Annotated in this window: 15 protein-coding genes and 1 pseudogene; 15 read left to right on the top strand and 1 reads right to left on the bottom strand. The window is 63.8% G+C overall.

Going from position 1 to position 15605, the window contains the following annotated elements; translation table 11 throughout:
- Positions 1–91 precede the first annotated feature (91 nt).
- From ACIP1U_RS10920 to ACIP1U_RS10930, 3 genes are read left to right on the top strand one after another with little or no spacing between them, the layout of a single operon-like run.
- The gene (locus ACIP1U_RS10920) at positions 92–1144 is read left to right on the top strand and encodes a branched-chain amino acid ABC transporter permease (protein WP_400314627.1); all 1053 of its coding nucleotides are present in this window, start codon (positions 92–94) and stop codon (positions 1142–1144) included.
- A gap of 3 nt (positions 1145–1147) precedes the next feature.
- The gene (locus ACIP1U_RS10925; RefSeq protein WP_400314629.1) at positions 1148–2992 is read left to right on the top strand and encodes an ATP-binding cassette domain-containing protein; all 1845 of its coding nucleotides are present in this window, start codon (positions 1148–1150) and stop codon (positions 2990–2992) included.
- 21 nt (positions 2993–3013) lie between these two features.
- Positions 3014–3757 (top strand): ABC transporter ATP-binding protein, encoded by a 744-nt coding sequence (locus ACIP1U_RS10930; RefSeq protein WP_400314630.1) that lies wholly within the window; start codon positions 3014–3016, stop codon positions 3755–3757.
- A gap of 255 nt (positions 3758–4012) precedes the next feature.
- Here the strand turns inward: ACIP1U_RS10930 and ACIP1U_RS10935 are convergent, their stop codons facing one another.
- Positions 4013–4951 (bottom strand): LysR substrate-binding domain-containing protein, encoded by a 939-nt coding sequence (locus ACIP1U_RS10935; protein WP_400314632.1) that lies wholly within the window; start codon positions 4949–4951, stop codon positions 4013–4015.
- Between the two features lie 179 nt (positions 4952–5130).
- Between ACIP1U_RS10935 and ACIP1U_RS10940 the strand changes: the two genes are divergently transcribed.
- The 12 genes and pseudogenes from ACIP1U_RS10940 to ACIP1U_RS10995 form a co-directional block, all read left to right on the top strand.
- The gene (locus ACIP1U_RS10940) at positions 5131–6126 is read left to right on the top strand and encodes a tripartite tricarboxylate transporter substrate binding protein BugE (RefSeq protein ID WP_400314633.1); all 996 of its coding nucleotides are present in this window, start codon (positions 5131–5133) and stop codon (positions 6124–6126) included.
- A gap of 3 nt (positions 6127–6129) precedes the next feature.
- A complete protein-coding gene (locus tag ACIP1U_RS10945) occupies positions 6130–6999 on the top strand; it encodes an N-formylglutamate amidohydrolase (RefSeq protein ID WP_400314635.1) in 870 nt (289 codons plus the stop codon).
- Between the two features lie 218 nt (positions 7000–7217).
- Positions 7218–9176, top strand: coding sequence for a tRNA uridine-5-carboxymethylaminomethyl(34) synthesis enzyme MnmG (gene mnmG, locus ACIP1U_RS10950; protein WP_400314637.1), 1959 nt, complete (start codon positions 7218–7220; stop codon positions 9174–9176).
- Between the two features lie 21 nt (positions 9177–9197).
- Positions 9198–9899, top strand: coding sequence for a 16S rRNA (guanine(527)-N(7))-methyltransferase RsmG (rsmG, locus tag ACIP1U_RS10955; protein WP_400314639.1), 702 nt, complete (start codon positions 9198–9200; stop codon positions 9897–9899).
- Positions 9900–9984: 85 nt separating this feature from the next.
- Positions 9985–10758 (top strand): ParA family protein, encoded by a 774-nt coding sequence (locus tag ACIP1U_RS10960; RefSeq protein ID WP_400314641.1) that lies wholly within the window; start codon positions 9985–9987, stop codon positions 10756–10758.
- A 20-nt stretch (positions 10759–10778) separates the two neighbouring features.
- Positions 10779–11693 carry a ParB/RepB/Spo0J family partition protein gene (locus ACIP1U_RS10965; protein ID WP_400314642.1) on the top strand — a complete coding sequence of 305 codons (915 nt, stop codon included), beginning with the start codon at positions 10779–10781 and terminating at the stop codon, positions 11691–11693.
- Between the two features lie 321 nt (positions 11694–12014).
- Entirely contained in the window at positions 12015–12518 is a 504-nt protein-coding gene (locus ACIP1U_RS10970; RefSeq protein ID WP_400314644.1) for an ATP synthase subunit I, read from the top strand.
- Positions 12519–12761: 243 nt separating this feature from the next.
- Positions 12762–13628, top strand: a complete 867-nt coding sequence (gene atpB / locus ACIP1U_RS10975) for a F0F1 ATP synthase subunit A (protein WP_400314645.1) — start codon at positions 12762–12764, stop codon at positions 13626–13628.
- Positions 13629–13706: 78 nt separating this feature from the next.
- The gene (gene atpE, locus ACIP1U_RS10980) at positions 13707–13973 is read left to right on the top strand and encodes a F0F1 ATP synthase subunit C (protein ID WP_400314647.1); all 267 of its coding nucleotides are present in this window, start codon (positions 13707–13709) and stop codon (positions 13971–13973) included.
- A gap of 99 nt (positions 13974–14072) precedes the next feature.
- Positions 14073–14543: a F0F1 ATP synthase subunit B gene (locus ACIP1U_RS10985; protein WP_116383842.1), complete on the top strand. Its 471-nt coding sequence runs from the start codon at positions 14073–14075 to the stop codon at positions 14541–14543.
- Positions 14544–14545: 2 nt separating this feature from the next.
- On the top strand, positions 14546–15091 hold the full coding sequence (locus ACIP1U_RS10990; RefSeq protein WP_400314648.1) for a F0F1 ATP synthase subunit delta: 546 nt from the start codon (positions 14546–14548) through the stop codon (positions 15089–15091).
- 38 nt (positions 15092–15129) lie between these two features.
- A pseudogene (locus ACIP1U_RS10995) lies at positions 15130–15605 on the top strand (F0F1 ATP synthase subunit alpha); the annotation flags it as partial.

Consider the following 15605-nt stretch of genomic DNA (forward strand, 5'->3'; position numbering starts at 1 on the left):
CCATTTCGTAAATTCCACCGCGTCCCACCGCGCGCAGCACCCTGTCGGCCCCCTTCGAAGCAGGCAGGTATTCCAACGATACGGGGAGACAATGGACCTATCTATCGCCGCCATCCTGGCGCAGGACGGCATCACCTCGGGCGCGATCTACGCGCTGCTGGCACTGGCTCTTGTGCTGGTGTTCTCGGTGACGCGCGTCATCTTCATCCCGCAAGGGGAGTTCGTTGCCTACGGCGCGCTGACGCTGGCCGCGATGCAGGCCGGGCATGCGCCGCAGACCAGCTGGCTGCTGCTGGCCATGGGCGCGCTGACGTTCGTCTATGAAACCGTGACCGTGCTGCGCAGCGCCGAGCTGCGGCGCACGCTGGGGCAGCGGCTGGCGGTGCTGGCCGGCAAGTACCTGGTGTTCCCGCTGGCGGTGCACTGGGTGGTCCAGCAATACGGCGCGCAGCCGCTGCCGATGGTCGCGCAGATTGCGCTGACGCTGCTGGTCATCATCCCGCTCGGGCCGATGCTGTACCGGCTCGCTTACCAGCCGCTGGCCGAGGCCAGCACGTTGGTGCTGCTGATCGTATCGGTCGGCGTGCACTTCGCGCTGGTGGGGCTGGGGCTGGTGATGTTCGGCGCGGAGGGCTCGCGCACCACGGCGTTCTCGGAGGCGCGCTTCGAAGTGGGCGCGCTCAGCGTCTCGGGCCAGAGCCTGTGGGTGGTGGGCGTGTCGGCGCTGCTGATTGGTGCGCTGTACTTCTACTTCGAGCGCACGCTGCAGGGCAAGGCGCTGCGCGCGACCGCGGTGAACCGGCTGGGGGCGCGCCTGGTCGGCATCGGCACCACGCAGGCGGGACGGCTGTCGTTCACGCTGGCCGCGGCAATGGGCGCGCTGTGCGGCGTCCTGATCGCGCCGCTGACCACGGTGTACTACGAGTCAGGCTTCCTGGTGGGCCTGAAGGGCTTTGTCGGCGCCATCGTCGGCGGGCTGGTCAGCTATCCGGTCGCAGCACTGGGTGCGCTGCTGGTAGGCCTGCTCGAATCCTATTCGTCCTTCTGGGCCAGCGCGTTCAAGGAGGTCATCGTCTTCACACTGATCATTCCGGTGCTGCTGTGGCGCTCGCTGACGAGCAAGCATGTCGAGGAGGAGGAATAAGCCATGACCATGCTGACCGACAAGCAAGCGGCGGCCGCGACCGGCGCCGAGGCCGGCAGCCGCGCGCGGCTAAGCCGCAACCGGCTGCTGGTGCTCGCCTTCATCGTCGTGCTGGCGCTGCTGCCGGTGCTGCCGACGCCGGAATTCTGGATCACGCTGGGCAACTACATCGGCCTGTACGGCATCGTCGCGATCGGGCTGGTACTGCTGACCGGCGTGGGCGGCATGACATCGTTCGGACAGGCCGCGTTCGTGGGGCTGGGCGCGTACAGTACCGCGTACCTGACCACGCAGTTCGGGCTGTCGCCGTGGTTCGGGCTGCTGGTGGGGCTGGTGATCACGGTGGCGTCGGCCTATGTGATCGGGCTGATCACCATGCGCATGTCCGGGCACTACCTGCCGCTGGCGACGATTGCGTGGGGCCTGTCGCTGTTCTTCGTGTTCGGCAACCTGGAGTTCCTGGGCAAGTATGACGGCATCAGCGGGATCCCGGTGTTGTCGCTGTTCGGCATCGAGCTGCAGTCCGGCCGCTCGATGTTCTACCTGATCTGGGCGGTGGTGCTGCTGGCCGTGCTGGCGACGCAGAACCTGCTGAACTCGCGCCCCGGCCGTGCCATTCGCGCGCTGAAGGGCGGCGGCGTGATGGCCGAGGCGATGGGTGTGAACACCGCATGGATGAAGGTGGTGATCTTCGTGGTGGCGGCGATCCTCGCGTGTGTGTCGGGCTTCCTGTACGCGCATCTGCAGCGCGCGGTGAACCCGACGCCGTTCGGGCTGAACTACGGCATCGAGTATCTCTTCATGGCGGTGGTGGGTGGCGTTGGCCACGTGTGGGGCGCGGTGCTCGGCGCCGGCATCCTGACCATCCTGAAGGACGTGCTCCAGGGTGTGCTGCCGAAGCTGCTCGGGGCCGACGGCAACTTCGAGATCATCGTCTTCGGCGTGCTGCTGGTGCTGTTACTGCAATACGCGCGCGATGGCATCTGGCCGTTCCTGCGCCGGCTGTTTCCGTCGGGCCCCGCGGTGCTGGCGCCGGCGCAAGCCGAGGCGCTGGCTGTGCGCCAGAAGCCCGAGGCAGGCGAGCTGATCCTCGACGTGCGTGCCGCGCGCAAGGAGTTCGGCGGGCTGGTTGCGGTCAACGATGTCAGCTTCCAGGTGCGTGCGGGCGAAATCATCGGCCTGATCGGCCCCAACGGGGCCGGAAAATCCACCACCTTCAACCTGGTGACGGGTGTGCTGCCGGTCACGCGTGGCGAGGTGCGCTATCGGGGTGAGGTGATCTCTGGCCTGCCGTCGCGCGAGATCGTCAAGCGCGGCATTGGCCGCACCTTCCAGCATGTGCACCTGCTGCCGACTATGACGGTGCTGGAGAACGTTGCCATCGGTGCACACCTGCGTGGCGACTTCCGCGCGCAAGGCGGTGTCTCGGCGGCGATCCTGCGCATGAACAAGGTCGAGGAAGAGAAGCTGCTGTTCGAGGCGAAGCGACAGCTGGAACGCGTAGGCCTGGCCGACTGCATGTACATGGAGGCGGGCAGCCTGGCGCTGGGCCAGCAGCGCATCCTGGAGATCGCGCGCGCCCTGTGCTGCGACCCCGCGCTGCTGCTGCTCGACGAGCCGGCGGCGGGCCTGCGCTACAAGGAGAAGCAGGCGCTGGCCGACCTTCTGCGCAAGCTAAAGGGCGAGGGCATGAGCGTGCTGCTGGTCGAGCACGACATGGACTTCGTGATGAACCTGACCGACCGGCTGGTGGTAATGGAGTTCGGCACGCGCATTGCCGAGGGTGTGCCCGAGGAAGTGCAGAAGAACCCGGCCGTGCTGGAAGCCTACCTCGGTGGCGTGGAGTAACGGAGCGACAGAGAAAGCGACATGAGCCTGATTCTGGAAGTGAAGGACCTCCACGTCCGCTACGGCAAGGTGGAAGCGGTGCACGGCGCCAACCTGAAGGTGGAAGCCGGCAAGATCGTGACGGTGATCGGCCCGAACGGCGCTGGCAAGTCGACGATGCTCAATGCGATCATGGGGGCGCTGCCGGTCATCGGTTCGGCAAGCGGCGCGGTCAGCTTTCTTGGCCACGACATGGCGGGCATCCCGGTGGAGGGCCGCGTCGCGCGCGGCATGTGCCTGGTGCCGGAGAAGCGCGAGTTGTTCGCGTCGATGACGGTCGAGGATAACCTGCTGCTCGGCGCGTTCCGCCGCAAGCGTGCCGGCGAGAAAAACTACCTGGACCAGATGGACGTGGTCTACGACTTGTTCCCGCGCCTGCGCGAGCGTGCGCGCCAGGATGCCGGCACGCTATCGGGTGGCGAGCGCCAGATGCTGGCGGTGGGGCGCGCGTTGATGGCCAAGCCGCAGTTGCTGATGCTGGACGAGCCCAGCCTCGGGCTGGCGCCGCTGATCGTCAAGGAGATCTTCCACATCATCAGCAACCTGCGCCAGACCGGCGTGGCCACGCTGTTGATCGAGCAGAACGCGCGGGCGGCGCTGCAGGTAGCGGACTATGCCTATGTGATCGAGACTGGGGATATGTCGATGGAGGGGCCGGCCGGCGAGTTGGCGGCGAACCCGAAGGTGATTGAAACGTATCTTGGATTGGTGAAAAAGGCCGCTTAATCCATAAGGATGATAGCCGGATGAATGAGGGCCCGCTTAGGCGGGCCCTTTTTCATTTCTCATGTGAATAACTTTGGGGATAAGTGGTTTTGGAGCCCTGTTTTCTGATGTCTGAGGTAGCGGCGCAGGGTGGGATACGTTTTGATTCGTTGAATAAATTAAGGACTTCGTGAATCTGCCTTTGCTATCGATTCAATTGATGATTCTGGCATTGATATTTGCAGAAAGAATATATACCTCTGCATGTTGCTGAGTTTATTTTTCATGAAAATGTTTTTGAGTGTCCTTGAAAGCTTCTTGCTGCGCAGTCTCCAACAACCAGTCGCGGAACCGGTTTAACGCCAGATGGTCACGACGTTCTCGCGGCGCGCACAAGAAATAGCCCCGTTGCAGCGAAATCGGCAAATCAAACGGCGCAAAAACACGTCCCGCAGCAATTTCGTCTCTCACGAGGCATCGCTGCAACACCGCGACCCCCATATCGGCACGAACAGCCTGGATCAAGATCGATACCTGGTCGAACGCTGTGGATAACATCGGCGCAGCGGTGGGTACGCCGGCCGCTCGCAGCCAGTTCTGCCAGTTGGCCGGCGCGGACGTGTGATAGAGCAGGGGTTCCTGCAACAACTCCGCCGGCGTCTGCCAGCGCCCGGCCTCGCGGCGTGCACGGGCGCGGTCCGGATGACAGACCGGAACCATTTCACGCCCGATCACGTAGTCGACCTGCAGACCCGGCCACTTGCCCGCTTCGCCCGCCAGGATGGCGGCGTCGGGTGTAGCCCCCGAGAGATCTTCATCACGCTGGTACGGAACGAAGTCGAGGTGGATTTCCGGGTAGCGCCGATGGAAATCCGGCAGCCGCGGCACCAGCCACACGCTTGCAAGCGTCGGCACGACCGATAGCGTCAGGCGGTGGCGTCGGTCGCCGGCCAGCAGCGCGGCGCTGGCGTTCTCGATCGCAGCCAGCGGCTCGGCGACGGCATCGAGCAGCTGCCGGCCGGCATCGGTCAACACCAGCCGATGTGCGTTGCGCTGGAGCAGCGGCTGGCCGAAGTGTTCTTCCAGCCGGGCGATCGCCCGGCTGATCGCGCCCTGGGTGACGCACAGCGTGTCCGCCGCACGGGTGAAGCTGCCCAGCTTTGCCGCGGCGGCAAAGGCATGCAACTCGGACATCGATGGGGAACGCAGCCGCATGGGGCAGGGTACAGGCAAGGAGAGGGGAGGGCGGGCCTGCGGGATGCGCCAAGGTATATTCCGGGCGCCTTCAGGATGATCTTTGGTAATGCAAACGTGCAATATAGTCGTTTGTGCGCAGCCGGTAAACGCCCGACACTCGCTCCGTTCCTTCCCATAAAACAACAGGAGAAAGCCCCATGAACCGAGCCACGATGACGCGCCGCCAGCTGATGCTGTCGGGCGCCGCAGCCGCCGCCACGCTGGTATTTGCCGGCAGCGCTTTCGCACAGGCGAACTATCCGACCCGCCCGATCCGTTTGATCGTGCCGTTTGCCGCAGGTGGATCGACCGACCTGTCGGCGCGACTGGTGGCCGAATTCGCCGGGCGCGAGTTGGGCCAGTCCATCGTGGTGGAGAACAAGGGCGGCGCCGGCGGTTCGCTTGGCATGGAGCAGGTGGCTGGCTCGGCACCGGACGGCTACACCATCGGCATGGCCACGGTCAGCACGCACGGCTCCAACCCGGCTGTTTACCCGAAGCTGAAGTACGACCCGATCAAGGACTTCGCCCCGGTGACCAACGTGGTTGCCATTCCCAGCGTGTTCGCCGTACACCCGAGCGTGCCGGCCAAGACGATGCAGGAGTTCATCGCCCTGGCCAAGGCCAGTCCGGGCAAGTACAGCTTTGCCTCGCCGGGTGCCGGCTCGCTCGGCCACGTCAACATCGAAAACTTCATGATGCTGGCCAAAATTGACCTGCTGCACGTGCCGTACAAGGGGGCGGGCCTGGCGCTGAATGACGCCGTGGCGGGGCAGGTCAATGCCATTACCGACAACCTGTCGTCTACGCTGCCTCACGTGAAATCCGGCAAGCTGCGCGCGCTGGCGGTGCTGGGCGCGTCGCGCTCGGCACAGCTGCCGAACGTGCCGACGTATGCCGAGCTGGGCTTCAAGGACATGGGCGATGGCGGCTGGTTCGGTATTGTCGCCCCGGCCGGAACGCCTCCCGTGATCATCACCAAGCTGAACCAGGCCATCCACAAGGCAATGCTGAACCCCGAGTTCAAGCGCAAGGTGGAAGAGTCGGGCGGCACGCTGGTGCCGACCACGCCGGAGCAGTTCAAGGCGCAGATCCAGCAAGCGATGGCGCGCTATGCCCGCGTGGCCAAGGCTGCCGAGATCAAGCTGGACTGAGGCATGGCTGAAGCGAATAACCAGGGCGCGCTGCCGCCGGTCATCGTGCGGCTGCCGGAAGGGGAGGCGCTGCCGCTGGTGTGCGACTCGCCGCATAGCGGCACCGTGTACCCGGCTGATTTCGGCGCAGCCATTCCTGCGGCACGGCTGCGCGGCGGTGAAGACACGCATGTCGATGCGCTGTGGGCTGCGGTGCCAGCAGTAGGTGGGACGCTGCTGGCGGCGACATTCCCACGTGTCTATATCGACCCGAACCGAATGGCCGACGATATCGACCCGGATCAGTTGGACGGACCGTGGCCAACGGCGCTGGCGCCGGGACCGAAGACCAGCCTGGGCTACGGCCTGGTGTGGAGCCGGATCGATGCGAACACCCCGATCTACGACCGCCGGCTGTCGGTGGCGGAAGTGCAGGGGCGTCTGGACCGCTATTACCGCCCGTACCATGTGGCGCTCGCCGAGGCTGTGGAGGGCACTTACCGGCGTTTTGGGGCGGTCTGGCACCTGAACCTGCACTCGATGCCGAACAACGCCTATGAGCGCCTGAAGATCGACAGCCCGCACCCGCTGGCGGACTTCGTGCTGGGAGACCGGGATGGCACTACCTGCGAGCCGGGGCTGGTCGATCTGGTCGAGCGCGAGTTGCGCGGTATGGGCTACACGGTGGCGCGCAACGACCCGTACAAAGGCGTGCAACTGATCGCCCAGATTGGGCGGCCTGCCGAACGGCGTAGCAGCCTGCAGATCGAGATCCGCCGCCCACTCTATATGGACGAGAAAACGCGGGAGCGGAATGCCGGGTTCGATACCTTGCAGCGCGACCTTGGCAAGCTGACGGGGCTGGTGGCAGCGTATATCTGCTCCAGCCTCTGAGCAGCTTGTTCCACGTGAAACATTGGCCGGGCCTTGTGCCCGGTTTTTGTTTCACGTGGAACATTTCAGTGCACCAGGACGTCGCTTGACGGCCACGGGCAGGTATCGCAAGCGCCATGTTTCACGTGAAACATGGTGTCGGCCGAAAGGCGGCCAGTCGATTGCCGCTATAATTTCGCATTCCCGTTTTTCCCGCAGCCTCCCGGAGGAGGTGTCCCATGCTTTACCCAAAAGAATTCGATGTCATCGTCGTCGGTGGTGGTCACGCCGGCACTGAAGCAGCACTCGCGGCCGCGCGTATGGGCTGCCAGACGCTGCTGCTGACCCACAACATCGAGACGCTGGGTCAGATGAGCTGCAATCCGTCTATCGGCGGTATCGGCAAAGGACACCTGGTCAAGGAAGTGGACGCGATGGGCGGCGCCATGGCGGCCGCCACGGATGAGGCCGGCATCCAGTTCCGCATCCTCAACTCCAGCAAGGGACCGGCGGTGCGCGCCACGCGCGCGCAGGCCGATCGTGTGCTGTACCGTAAGGCGATTCGCACCCGTCTGGAAAATCAGCCGAACCTGATGCTGTTCCAGCAAGCTGTGGATGACCTGATGGTCGAGGGCGACAGGGTGGTTGGTGCCATGACGCAGGTTGGCATTGCCTTCCGTGGCCGTGCCGTGGTGCTGACCGCGGGCACCTTCCTGGACGGCAAGATCCACGTTGGGCTGGATAACTACACCGGCGGCCGTGCAGGTGATCCGGCAGCGGTTTCGCTGTCGGCGCGCCTGAAGGAGCTGAAGCTGCCGCAGGGCCGCCTGAAGACCGGCACGCCGCCGCGCATCGACGGTCGTACCATCGACTTCTCGGTGATGGAAGAGCAGCCCGGCGACCTGGACCCGGTGCCGGTGTTCTCCTTCCTGGGCCGACCGGAGCAGCATCCGCAGCAGCTGCCTTGCTGGATCACCCATACCAACAGCCGCACGCACGACATCATCCGCGGGGGTCTCGATCGTTCGCCGATGTACACCGGCGTGATTGAAGGAGTAGGGCCGCGCTACTGCCCGAGCATCGAGGACAAGATCCATCGCTTTGCCAGCAAGGAAAGCCACCAGATCTTCCTGGAGCCGGAAGGGCTGACCACAAACGAGTTCTACCCGAACGGGATTTCGACCAGCCTGCCGTTCGACGTGCAGCTAGAGCTGGTGCATTCGATCCGCGGCCTGGAGAACGCGCATATCCTGCGCCCTGGCTATGCCATCGAATACGACTACTTCGATCCGCGCGGCCTTAAGTCATCCCTGGAGAGCAAGGCGATCCGCGGTCTGTTCTTTGCTGGCCAGATCAACGGCACCACCGGCTATGAAGAAGCGGCAGCGCAGGGCTTGCTGGCCGGTATCAACGCCGGCTGCTATGTGCGGGAACGCGATGCCTGGACGCCGCGCCGCGACCAGGCCTACCTGGGTGTGCTGGTCGATGACCTGATCACGCGCGGCGTAACCGAGCCGTACCGCATGTTCACCAGCCGCGCTGAATTCCGCCTGAGCCTGCGCGAGGACAACGCTGACATGCGGCTGACGGAGATCGGCCGTGAGCTGGGTGTCGTTGACGATGCACGCTGGGATGCCTTCAACCGCAAGCGCGATACTGTTTCACGTGAAACAGAGCGCCTGAAGAGCACGTGGGTGAACCCGGGCATGCTTCCGCCGGAAGACGCCGTGCCGCTGCTGGGGAAGCCGATCGAGCGGGAGTACAGCCTGGCCGACTTGCTGCGCCGGCCGGAAGTCCGCTATGAGGCGCTGATGGCGCTGCAGGGCGGCCGCCATGCGCCCGAAGCACCGCTCGACGCCGATGCCATGCTGGCTGACCAGATCCGTGAGCAGATCGAGATCGGCATCAAGTACCACGGCTACATCGCCCGTCAGGCTGCCGAAGTCGACAAGCTGGAAGCCAATGAATCGACTCGCCTGCCTGAAAATCTCGACTACACCGAGGTACGCGGGTTGGGCTTCGAGGTCAGCCAGAAGCTGAACCAGCATCGCCCGGAAACGCTGGGCCAGGCATCGCGCATCTCTGGCGTGACCCCGGCGGCGATCTCGCTGCTGCTGGTACACCTGAAGAAGAAGGGGCTCGGCCGCACGCGCGCCGAGTCGGCGGCTGCTGGCGACACCTCGGAAGAGGCGGCCTGAGTGGCGGGCGCTCGACACACCATGACGGACGACGCCACGCAGCGTCGTCGTCTTGAAGCCGGCCTCGCCGAGATCGGGCTGGTACTGGCACCGGCACAGATCGACAGGCTGTTCGACTACCTCGCGCTGCTGCGCAAATGGAACAGCGTCTATAACCTGACCGCAATCCGCCATCCTGATGAGATGCTTACGCATCACATGCTGGATTCGCTGGCTGCAGTGCCCGCACTGGCCGCCGCCGCGCGTTTTGCAGAGGTAGGTATGCCCGCGCGGGGCAGGGTGCTGGACGTCGGCTCCGGCGGCGGCATGCCCGGGCTGCCGTTGGCGATAGCGTGTCCCGACGTGTCGGTGCTGATGGTCGACATCGTGCAGAAGAAGACAGCGTTTCTGACGCAGTGCCGCGCCCAGCTTGGTCTGGCCAACGCCGCGGCACACTGGGGCCCGGTGGAGAAGCTGGAAGACGCAGACGGCTTTGCCGTGATCACCTCGCGCGCCTTTGCCGAACTGACCGACTTCGTGAACCTGTCGGGCCAACTGCTCGCGCCGCACGGCAAGCTGATCGCCATGAAGGGTGTTTATCCACAGGCTGAGCTGGACCGGATGGCAGCCGCCGGGCTGATGGCCCACTGGCAAGTCGATGATGTACCGCGCCTCACCGTGCCGGGACTGGATGCTGAGCGCCACCTGGTGGTGCTGTCGCGGCGCGCAGGCGCGCACGCATGACTTACGCCGCGGCGCTGCAAGCAGCGTCGCGAACTGCCGGCCAAGAGGCTGGCCGGATGATTTGACGCAGGAGCCTCAGGAGCATATGGCCAAGGTATTCGTGATTGCAAACCAGAAGGGCGGGGTGGGCAAGACCACCACCACGGTGAACCTCGCCGCCGGCCTGGCCGCGCAGGACCAGCGCGTGCTGCTGGTCGACCTGGATCCGCAGGGCAATGCCTCGATGGGTTCGGGCATCGACAAGCAGGCGCTGGAACACAGCGTATACCAGGTGCTGGTTGGCCTGGCCAGCGTCCCGCAGGCGCGCCAGAAATCCGAGACCGGCAGGTACGACGTACTGCCGGCCAACCGAGAGCTCGCTGGTGCCGAAGTCGAACTGGTCGAACTCGATCAGCGCGAGCGCCGGCTCAAGCAGGCCATAGATGAAGTCGACGACGAGTACGACTTCGTGCTGATCGACTGCCCGCCGTCACTGTCGCTGCTGACGCTGAACGGGCTGTGCGCAGCGCATGGCGTGATCGTGCCGATGCAGTGCGAATATTTCGCGCTCGAAGGGCTGTCCGACCTGGTCAACACCATCAAGCAGGTGCACGCCAACCTGAACCGCGAGCTCAAGGTGATCGGCCTGCTGCGCGTGATGTTCGACCCGCGCGTCACGCTGCAGCAGCAGGTGTCGGCGCAGCTCGAATCGCACTTCGGTGACAAGGTGTTCAAGACCCTGATCCCGCGCAACGTGCGCCTGGCTGAGGCACCGTCCTATGGCATGCCGGGCGTGGCCTTCGATCCGTCATCCAAGGGCGCCAAGGCGTACCTGGACTTTGGCGCCGAGATGATCGCGCGCGTCAGGCAGCTGGGCTGAAGCTGAAGGAGGCATTGACCATGAGTACCGCAAAGACGCCGGCAAAGAAGAAGGGCTTGGGCCGTGGCCTGGAAGCGTTGCTGGGCGGTCCCGCCGAGATCGTCGAGACCGCGAAGCAGGAGGGCGCGCCCAGCGTGTTGCACGTGGACCAGTTGCAGCCGGGCAAGTACCAGCCGCGTACGCGCATGGACGAAGGCGCGCTGCAGGAGCTTGCTGCAAGCATCCGCGCCCAGGGCCTGATGCAGCCGATCCTGGTGCGGCGCGTGGGCGAGCCGGATCGCTACGAGATCATTGCCGGCGAACGCCGTTACCGCGCGTCGAAGCTTGCGGGGCTGGACAAGGTGCCGGTGCTGGTCAAGGACGTGGCCGACGAAGCCGCGGCCGCGATGGCGCTGATCGAGAACATCCAGCGTGAAGACCTGAACCCGCTGGAAGAAGCGCAGGGCATCATGCGCCTGATCCGCGAGTTCAAGTTTACGCACGAGCAGGCCGCCGAGTCGGTGGGGCGCTCGCGCAGCGCCGTGTCCAACCTGCTGCGCCTGCTGAACCTGGCGGCGCCGGTGCAGACCATGCTGATGGCGGGCGATCTCGACATGGGCCACGCGCGCGCGCTGCTCGCTGTCGACGGCGCCAACCAGATCACGCTGGCGAACCAGGTCGTGAACAAGCGGCTGTCGGTGCGCGAGACTGAAAAGCTGGTGGCATCCACCCTCAAGCCGTTCGACCTGAAGTCGCTCAAGCAGAAGGGCGTCAGCAACATCCGCGACGTGGCGCGGTTGGAAGAAGAGTTGTCTGATGCGCTGGGACTGTCCGTGCAGATCAAGCTGAGCGCGCGCGGTAAGGGCCAGCTCACCATCCACTTCAGCAACAACGATGCGCTCGAGGGCGTGCTCGTGCGCTTGCGCGAGGCCCGCGAAGGGCAACAGGCAGCCTGAAAAAGCGGGCGATAACCGGCCATTGCAGGGATGACTGTTGCATCGATGCAGCAGTGGCCGGACCGATTATCGGTATGCGTGCAGCGTACCCGGTAATCGACCATCATGCGCAGGGTCCGCTGCGCAATCCAATTACGTCAAACGTCATTGCCGCGCAATTTTCGGAAAGTCATCATGCAATCGTGATGGCAACCGTTGTGCGCAATGCACTGCAAGCTAACTGTAAGCAGATTGACGCGAATCAGTAGTTCCCCTTAAAATCGTGCGGTTTGAATTCTGGTCGGGCCGATAAGTTCCGGCCTGGAATGAGGCAGGCAGGTAGTGGTTCGAGACCGTCAGCAGCGCAGCGCTGGTTCCCGTCAGGAAGATGACTGGGACGACTGGAAAGAAGGCGCAGACCGTGAAGAGGAAGCTGTCGATCCGCTGTCGCACGCCGATGCGGTGAAGCTGCTTGGAGAACGCGCGCTGCGTCCTTCGCGCATGACCCCGGGCAAGGTTGTCCTGGCGCAGGTGATCGTTTCCCTGCTGTCGGCATTGTGCTGGGCGTTGTTCGGGAAAGAGGCGGGGCCGTACGGCTGGTCGGCGCTGTTCGGCGGCATGGTGTGCTTCGTGCCGAGCGGATTCTTCGCGTTCCGGCTGTGGGTCGCGCGGGATCGTGCATCGATCGGCGGGCTGGTCCTCGGCGAGGCGATCAAGGTATTTGCCACCGTGGCCATGCTGGTGCTGGTGGTGGTGCTGTACCGGGATCTGCGTTGGGTACCGATGCTGGTCACGTTCCTGCTGGCGCTCAAGACTTACTGGGTGGTGGCCCTCGCAATGCGCTAGGCCGCTGCACAAAACAGGTGCTTCATCCGCAGGTGGGGCACCGAAACGGAATATCAAGATGTTTCCGTGGCGGTTTCACCGTGGTTTCACAGCGGTGACACTGGATACGGTCAAGGTTGGAAACCCTCTTGCATCGCGGTGACCGGCGAATCCGCCGAAGGCAATGCAAGACGCGTACCGGGCGCTGCACAGAAGTAGCGGCGCGCGGCCTGAAGATTTCGCAATATACCGTTCGACTCGACAATGGCAGAAGCTACCCAAAGCGCGGAACACGTGCTGACACCCTCCGGCTATATCGCCGAACACTTGCAGAACTTGAACTCGGTCGGCGGCAAGCAGTCGTCGGTGGTCGATTTCTCCGTGATCAACTATGACACGGTGTTCTGGTCGGTCCTGTGCGGCGCCATCGCCGTGCTGTTCCTGTATGCCGCCGCGCGCCGCGTCACCTCGGGCGTGCCGGGCCGCTTCCAGGCTTTCGTTGAAATGATCGTCGAGATGGTCGACGACCAGGCCAAGGGAATCATTCACGGCGACCGGTCGTGGATCGCTCCGCTGGCACTGATGGTGTTCTGCTGGATCACCATGATGAACGCGATCGACTTGATCCCGGTGGACTGGGTCACGGGCCTGAATCATGTCCTGGGCATCTTCCACATCCATCTGCCCCACCACCGCGCGGTGGCCACGGCTGACCTGAACGGCACGCTGGGCATGTCCTGCGCCGTGCTGGTGCTGATGATCTACTACAGCTTCAAGATCAAGGGCGCGGGCGGCTTCATGCACGAACTGTTCTCGGCCCCGTTCGGCGCCAAGTGGTACCTGGCCCCGTTCAACCTGGTCCTGAACCTCATCGAATTCCTGGCCAAGGCCGTTTCGCTCGGCATGCGGTTGTTCGGCAACATGTACGCCGGCGAACTGGTGTTCCTGCTGATCGCGCTGCTGGGTTCCATCTGGACGTTCGGTGCTGACCTGTCGGCGCTGGGCTTTGTCGGCCACGTCCTTGCCGGCGCGGTCTGGGCGATCTTCCACATCCTGATCGTTCTGCTCCAGGCTTTCATTTTCATGATGCTGACGCTGGTGTACATCGGCCAGGCTCACGATCACCACTGATCGCCGCAGGTTTAAAGTTTTAGGTTTTTGGTTTTTTAATTTTTTGGTTCTAAGTCTCTCTAAATTAAAGGAGTCGTCATGCAAGAATTTCTCGCCAACATCCAGGGTCTGACCGCCATCGGTATCGGCATCATCATCGGCCTGGGCGCAATCGGCGCCTGCCTGGGTATCGCCCTGATGGGTGGCAAGTACATCGAAGCCTGCGCACGTCAGCGCGTTGTGTTGTGGCGGGTGGAATCCAGGTGGTTCGTGCTGGCTGGCCTGATCGACGCGGCATTCCTGATCGGCGTGGGTGTTGCAATGCTGTTCGCCTTCGCCAACCCGCTGCTGGCTGTCATCAAGTAATTCTTTTCGGTCTGCATGATGCTGACGGGCGGCGCGGGCCACCAGCCTGGCCGCCTTTTGTGCATTTATCTGTAGTTTGATTACCGAAAGGAACACACCATGAATCTGAACGCAACGTTTTTTGCGCAGATGGTCGTGTTCTTCATCCTGTGGTGGGTTGTTGCCAAATTCATTTGGCCGCCGCTGGTGAAGGCGCTCGACGAACGCGCAACGAAGATCGCCGATGGCCTCGCCGCTGCCGAGAAGGGCAAGGCCGAGCTTGAACTCGCCAACAAGCGTGTGGACCAGGCCATGGCCGAAGCCCGCACCGAAGGCGCTCAACGCGTCGCTGACGCCGAGAAGCGCGCCCAGCTGACGGCCGACGAGATCAAGCAAAACGCCCAGGCAGAAGCCGCACGCATCATTGCCCAGGCCAAGGCCGAAGCCGAACAGCAGGTTACCCGCGCGCGCGAAGAACTGCGCGACCAGGTCGCCGTGCTGGCCGTCAAGGGTGCCGAGCAGATCCTCAAGCGTGAAGTGAACGCGCAGGTCCACAACGACCTGCTCAATCAACTCAAGGCTGAGCTCTAATCATGGCTGAAACCGCAACCATTGCCCGTCCCTACGCTGAGGCGCTGTTCCGCGTCGCCAGTGATTCGAGCGCAGGCAACCTGGGTGCATGGTCCGAGCTGGTGTCGGAAATGGGGCAGGTTGCCGCCAATGCCGACATGAAGGCGGTCGCCGACGATCCGAACGTTCCCGGCGACAAGCTGGCCGAACTGTTCCTGTCGGTGCTGAAGTCCCCGGTCAGCGACGAGGCACGCCGCTTCGTCAAGCTGCTGGTGGAGAACGGCCGCCTGTCGGTGATGCCTGACATCGCCGAACAGTTCCATGCGCTCAAGAACGCCCGCGAAGGGTCGTCCGACGTTGAGATCACCAGCGCTTTCCCGCTGGAAGATGGTCAGCTGAACGACCTGGTCGCCGCACTCGAACGCAAGTTCGGCCGCAAGCTGTACGCGCAGGTGGCGGTGGACCCGTCCCTGATCGGCGGCGTCAGCGTCAAGGTTGGCGACGAAGTGCTCGACACCTCCGTGCGTGCGCGCCTGGCAGCCATGCAAACCGCGCTGACCGCCGCCTGAGCGGCCGTCCGACGGATTGAAGAATTAGGAGCATTGTGATGCAACTGAACCCCTCAGAAATCAGCGAGCTGATCAAGACCCGCATCTCGGGTCTTGGCGCCGAAGCTGAAGTGCGCAACACCGGCACGGTGATTTCCGTGACCGATGGTATCTGCCGCGTGCATGGCCTGTCCGGCGTGATGCAGGGCGAGATGCTGGAATTCCCCGGCAACACCTTCGGCCTCGCGCTGAACCTCGAGCGCGACTCGGTCGGCGCCGTGGTGCTGGGTGAGTACGAACACATTTCCGAAGGCGACACGGTCAAGTGCACCGGCCGCATTCTGGAAGTGCCGGTGGGCAAGGAACTGCTGGGCCGCGTGGTCAACACGCTGGGCCAGCCGATCGACGGCAAGGGCCCGATCAACGCCAAGGAATCGGACGTGATCGAGAAGGTGGCTCCGGGCGTGATCGCACGTCAGTCGGTGAGCCAGCCGGTGCAGACCGGCCTGAAGTCGATCGACGCGATGGTGCCGAT

Source organism: Cupriavidus sp. NPDC089707, assembly GCF_044748965.1.
In the GTDB taxonomy this organism is placed as follows: Bacteria; Pseudomonadota; Gammaproteobacteria; order Burkholderiales; family Burkholderiaceae; genus Cupriavidus.